This is a genomic window from Nitrospira sp., from assembly GCA_030692565.1.
GTDB lineage: Bacteria > Nitrospirota > Nitrospiria > Nitrospirales > Nitrospiraceae > Nitrospira_D.
Window position 1 is genome coordinate 1 of record JAUYAO010000018.1, and the last position, 5,053, is coordinate 5,053.

Below are 5,053 nucleotides of genomic sequence, written 5' to 3' on the forward strand. Positions count from 1 at the left end.
CGTCGTCAAGCGTCTGCGTGACGATTGCCGGCTCGGCAATCCCATCTGTCTGTCCAATGTCTATTCGATCAGCGACGCGGTCGAATACATCGGCACCGTTTCCACCGAAGTCCAGCGCACGCAGGCGGCGCGCGACGCCAACACCAATTTCGACGCCACGTTCATCTTTGGCGGCCAGATCGCCGGGCAGGCGCCCGAAACCTACATGGTCTATCCGCAGGGCAACCACATTCACGAATCGGCAGCGCATCCGTTTTTGCAGATCGGTGAAACCAAATACGGCAAGCCGATTCTCGACCGAGTGATCCGCCACGACACGCCGCTGGAGCAGGCTGCACGCTGCGCGCTGGTGTCGATCAACTCGACCATCCGCTCCAACCTCACCGTCGGCCCGCCGGTCGAACTGCTGATTTACAGTGCAGACGCATTCAATGGCGGCCGCCGCCTGAGCCTTTCGGAAGACCATCCCTACTATCGTTCGCTGGCCAGTGCCTGGAACGAAGGCCTGCGCCAGGCGCTCAACAACCTGCCGCCGTTCGAATGGGAAAGCCAGCCGCAGCCGCTGCAGGTGGTGGCGGCGAGTGGCAGCGGGCAGATGCAGGGGTGAGGGGTGAGGGGCGGGGAGCGGTAAGCCGCCTGGCCTGACTGCCAGCGCGGGTTTCTTTGCTAGGGGAAATCAGTCATTCAGCGATTCCCCCAACATCATGTTGATCTCTTTACACGGTCTCGTTTAAGCCTTGCCTCAAGGGTCGGGCAAGAAAAGACAGTTGAGGATTGTTTTCGCTATGACCGGTCCTCGGCCTGAGCGGTCTGTCTGGCATGTTTTCAGAACGTCTGTTTAGCAGCCGACAGCGGCCAGCTGTAAACGGATACCCTATGGCTTAAAAACTGCTTGGCTGTTAGAGGGCATTCGATTTTCTCGCATCAAAAATAATCGGGTCTGACCCCATTTATTTTTATTTTCTGCAAGTCTCTGTGCTAGGCCGAACAGAAAAACAGACCCCGCCCACTCCAGGGCGAAGTTCACCAATTACCAGGCGGCCGATACGAGGGGGTGCATTTCGGACACCCGGCCGACGATTCGCATTGGCCCGCTGCCCTGAATTGCCATTGGGCGGTCGGCGTCAAGCTCGATCGGATTGGGCGAAAAGCCGTTTCCGTCAAGCGTGACGTTAAGCGCCCCCTCTTCCTGAATCCGATGATAGAAGGCGACCGCTTCGTCGGACATGGCGTCCTGGAAGCGGGCTTCCAACGGCAGCACATTCAATGTGGCTGCTGCTCCGGAATGCTCGTCCTTTATTGTGTACGTCCCCGGAAGATAGGGCGCGATGACGATCACGGAGTTGCTGCCGACGTTCTTGCTATCGAACGCGACTTGGGGTGGGTCATCGGTCGTTACGATCTCGATTACATATTGGCTCGCCCCAGTCATGCTGACGAACACCAGGTAGTCCTCTCGACTCAGGGTGACGTCTTTGATGATCCATTGCGGGTCGAAAAGTTCGTCGCAATCGACTAGTGTTTGATCTTGCCCCGTGGCTTCCGTGACGATGATCTGGAAGCGACGGCCCTTACCGTACTCATCGACCACCCAGCAACTGTAGGTCCCTGGTGTCTCGATCTTGTGGACGAGAGACACACGCACGTCGACCTTCGCGGAGTCGAAGGCGACCTCGTTGAAGGCGACCCCGTTGATTGATAACGCTTTCAGAAGAGTCATGACTGCCTCCTAGATGTCGATGGCTACTATCATCGACTGTTCGCCCTTGTCGAACAGCACGCTGAGATTGGTGATGTCGAGGGTGACCGACGGCTCCGAGCCCTCCGCCTTGAGGACCGGGTAGGGGTCTTCCACCTCGAAGATCGGCTCGGGCTTAAAGAACAGCTCGAGGATTGCCGAGGCCAGCAGGTTGAACAGGCCTAGCGAGATTCCGATCTTCTCCGAGATCCACTCCATCAGGTCATCGCCAATGTCGAGAATCTTGCGCACGAGTTTGGCGATGCCGCCGAGGATGGCGTTGACGATACTTCGAGCCGCACTCGGAAGGAAGCTGAAGACCTTATCGACCAGCGTCCTCACCAACCGATCGAGAAAGTCCCCGACCATGTCAGAGATATCGAGGAGGTCGACGTCCAGCGGCATCTCTGGATCGAGGAACAATTGATAGAGCTTGTCGGCTGCGTTCTTTCGCACATCGACGTCGAACGCCGTCGATATCTCGTGCCTTAGTCCAGCGAAGTCAAACTGGACATCAAAGTCCGGATCCTGGGCGAAGAAGTTCTTCTCGGGAAGTCGGATGGCGCAGCCGCCCCATGGTTTCGGCAGGATGCACCAGCCGCCGACTGTGACCTTGGGGATATCCAGGCCGACACGAACGGCCAGCCGGTCCCACTTCCAGTCAAGCTCCTTGAGCTGACCACGGGACCCGCCCACCGCCGGGTCGATGACTCGAAACGCGTTCGGCTTGACCTCGGCATGCCCAAACGCACCATCAAACTTTAAGCGCAGGGGACCCAGCCTCTTCCAGTCTCCACCCGGAAAGGTCTGCCTTGACCGGGCAGCCATCTTTCCAATGACGTTGTTGAAGCCATCGGCATGCATTGCAAGTTCAAGACTAGACATCACACTTTCCTCAAGAAGTCAGCAGTCGAAGTTCCAAGAAGTTGCCGGCGAACGATGGATTGGCGCCGTCGGCAGGCGACAGACCAATCTCGATGTCCGGCTCCCTTCCATCTGGCGCATCGATCGCAAATGGCTCGATCACCATGGCTGCCTGGGGAAGAATTACGGCGTTGATAGTCGTGCGGAGGTAATGCTCGACCATGGCGTAGATGCCGACACTCGATCCCAAGGTGAATGTGGTTAGTTGCAGCAGAAGTGCGTACTGGCCGCGGTGGCGAATGAAGCGCGCAACACCAGCTGCTTCAAATGAGCTGCGATAACAGCTCAGACCAACGTAGTCGATGTAGTTGTCCAACGGCGGGCCAGGATCATCGTTCGGCAAGAGCAGGTCTGCTTCCAGAAGGGTGTCCGGAGCCCCAAGTCCCACCGCAAGATCCGCCGTCATACGGAAGTGCTCGGGGCCTTCATCCGCCAGCGGCGAAAAATCCATCCTCAGATTCTTGATCTGATAGCTGTACTCAGCTAGCAGACGCTGCCGTTTATCTTGCCCGACGACCAGTGGATCGATCACCGTAAATGTACTTGCGTTGTTCGCCAGATGAACGACGGTGTTACAAGCATCATTGCGTTTCGCTAGGCGCTGCGTCGCATAGTTGAACAACGACGGCCGCTGCTTTTCGATCGCCGCCAACGCGGTATTGATCATGTTCTCGTGCAATCGGATTCGAACATGCCAGTTCGCCATCTTTCTGACCTCCCGAAAAAAACTTGAAGGAATGTCGCGCTATATCAACGAAGCACACCACAATTTGTAAAAGGTTAACTCAACGATAGCCGTATGAATTTACGTGCAATCAGTCGTTCTATCCGCGTATTTATTATTCATGAATTTGTTATTTAATTTATTTGCCAATCATGCATGAGCGTGATGACAATTCATTTCATCAAAATGCAGGTTTCATGAGCCGTTCGGGTCACAAATACGCAAATGCGGTTGTGTAGCTCAGTGGCGAAACCCGGCGATGTCGCACAAGTCCGGGCGAGAGGCAGCCAATGACCGGTCATGCGAGTTCAGCGGACGCCGTCAATCGAAAGGCCGATGTCGCCTTTGGCCGAGTACCGGACAGATGAGGCCGTCTGCCTGGCAGACAGAATCGGGTCGAAAGCTGTATCTGGCGCGAACAGAATGCCTGTCCTGACAAGCGCTTTATGTCAGATGTACGAATCGAACATGCAGTCACGCCGTTTCCATTCTCAGCTCGCCATCTGACCCGCCCTTTTCTTGTAACAGACTGTCCGCTTACTGACTTTCACCATACGCATCCACGATGCGTCGCGCGCCAGGGTGAACCGGGCCGGGCTCACTCACTTCCCGGTTTTCGCCGCCCGCGCCAGCAACAAAGCCCGTTCCCGCGCGTTCTGCGCCAGCTGCGCGGCGCGCGCGAATTCGGCGCGCGCTTCTTCGATGCGATCCAGCTTGGCCAGTAGGTCGCCGCGCACCGCCGGCAGCAGGTGATAGGTCTTGAGCGCCGGTTCGGTCGCGAGCGCCTCGACCAGTTCCAGCCCGGCGGCGGGACCGTGCGCCATGCCGACGGCGACGGCGCGATTGAGCGCCACCACCGGCGAGGACGCGACCTGCGCCAGCGCGTCGTAGAACGCTGCGATGCGCGACCAGTCGGTGTCGGCGGCAACGGCGGCCCGGGCGTGACAGGCGGCGATGGCGGCCTGCAGGGTGTAGGGCCCGAACGGGCCCGGCAAGCCCTCGGCGTGCGCCAGCGCGGCCAGCCCGCGACGGATCAGCAGGCGATCCCAGCGCGTGCGGTCCTGATCCATCAACAGCACCGGCTGGCCCGATGTATCGACGCGCGCGGCGAGCCGGGACGCCTGGATTTCCATCAGCGCGAGCAGGCCATGCACCTCGGCGACGTCTGGCAGGCGGCTGGCGAGCACGCGGCCCAGACGCTGCGCTTCCTCGCACAGCGCGGGACGCATCCAGTCGTCGCCCGCCGTGGCGGCATAGCCTTCGTTGAAAATCAGGTAGAGCACTTCCAGCACCGACGGCAGCCGCGCAGTCAGTTCCGCGCCGCGCGGCGTTTCGAAGGGCACGAGCGCTTCGGCCAGGGTGCGTTTGGCACGCACGATGCGCTGCGCGAGGGTGGCGGCGGGTTTGAGATAGGCGCGCGCGATTTCCTCCACCGACAGGCCGCCGACCACTTTCAGGGTCAAGGCCGCGCGGGCCTCCGGCGAGAGCAGCGGATGACAGGCGGTGAAAACGAGCGCGAGCAGGTCGTCGCCGATGTCGTCGTCGAGCGCGGCATCGACCGCTTCGGCGAAATCGGCTGCGCGGATGGCGTGTTGCGTGTCGAGTTCGACCGCGAGTTCGGCATGTTTGGGCGCGGCCTGCGTGCGATGGCGCAGCACGTCGAGCGC

Annotated in this window: 5 protein-coding genes; 1 reads left to right on the forward strand and 4 read right to left on the reverse strand. The window is 59.4% G+C overall.

The genetic code is table 11. The features are described 5' to 3' along the window. The coding region (locus tag Q8N04_04270; protein ID MDP3089866.1) for a hypothetical protein at positions 1-607 on the forward strand (607 nt) is incomplete at its 5' end. 423 nt (positions 608-1,030) lie between these two features. Here the strand turns inward: Q8N04_04270 and Q8N04_04275 are convergent. The 4 genes from Q8N04_04275 to Q8N04_04290 form a co-directional block, all read right to left on the reverse strand. Further along, on the reverse strand, positions 1,031-1,720 hold the full coding sequence (locus Q8N04_04275; GenBank protein MDP3089867.1) for a hypothetical protein: 690 nt from the start codon (positions 1,718-1,720) through the stop codon (positions 1,031-1,033). A 9-nt stretch (positions 1,721-1,729) separates the two neighbouring features. Further along, complete coding sequence (locus Q8N04_04280; GenBank protein MDP3089868.1) at positions 1,730-2,602, reverse strand: hypothetical protein; 873 nt, start codon at positions 2,600-2,602, stop codon at positions 1,730-1,732. Positions 2,603-2,633: 31 nt separating this feature from the next. After that, a complete protein-coding gene (locus Q8N04_04285) occupies positions 2,634-3,368 on the reverse strand; it encodes a hypothetical protein (GenBank protein ID MDP3089869.1) in 735 nt (244 codons plus the stop codon). A 620-nt stretch (positions 3,369-3,988) separates the two neighbouring features. Continuing rightward, positions 3,989-5,053 (reverse strand): sigma factor-like helix-turn-helix DNA-binding protein (locus tag Q8N04_04290; protein MDP3089870.1); only part of this gene is annotated, 1,065 nt, incomplete at its 5' end.

Excerpts from the sequence above, each read along its gene's own strand:
- Q8N04_04275 (MDP3089867.1), bottom strand. The coding sequence starts at position 1,720 with ATGACTCTTCTGAAAGCGTTATCAATCAACGGGGTCGCCTTCAACGAG.
- Q8N04_04280 (MDP3089868.1), bottom strand. The coding sequence starts at position 2,602 with ATGCATGCCGATGGCTTCAACAACGTCATTGGAAAGATGGCTGCCCGG.
- Q8N04_04285 (MDP3089869.1), bottom strand. The coding sequence starts at position 3,368 with ATGGCGAACTGGCATGTTCGAATCCGATTGCACGAGAACATGATCAAT.